This window comes from Halomonas sp. 3D7M (genome assembly GCF_014897885.1).
Classification (GTDB): Bacteria; Pseudomonadota; Gammaproteobacteria; order Pseudomonadales; family Halomonadaceae; genus Vreelandella.
This window is the reverse complement of sequence record NZ_JABUZF010000271.1, coordinates 37,845-38,074: the sequence shown is the minus strand read 5'-3', so window position 1 is coordinate 38,074 and position 230 is coordinate 37,845. Positions and strand designations below refer to the sequence as shown.

1 protein-coding gene (only partly in view) is annotated in these 230 nt (G+C 60.4%); it reads right to left on the bottom strand.

Annotation, left to right across the window (positions count from 1 at the left end; genetic code table 11):
* Nucleotides 1–230: part of a DUF1853 family protein coding region (locus INT22_RS21585; protein WP_226912925.1), annotated on the bottom strand (this coding region is incomplete at its 5' end). Its footprint begins 57 nt before the window's first position; the window shows 230 of its 287 annotated nt.

Genomic DNA, 230 nt, shown 5'->3' with positions numbered 1-230 from the left:
CCTAGCCAATGGCGGCGGTGCTAGCCAGTGAGGCTTCTCTAGCCATGCCATTTTCAGTGCCTCGCTTCGCTGGGCTGCGAATTGCGGCCAATCCCTTAGATAACACCACTTACCACGGCGATGATCGGCCGTTGCACCGCTGGGTGGCGGTAACGTTGCGTGCCAGGGATAAAACAGTACGCCAGGCATCGCGAGGCGCTGCGTCAGTGGATGATGGAGTGGTGGGACGG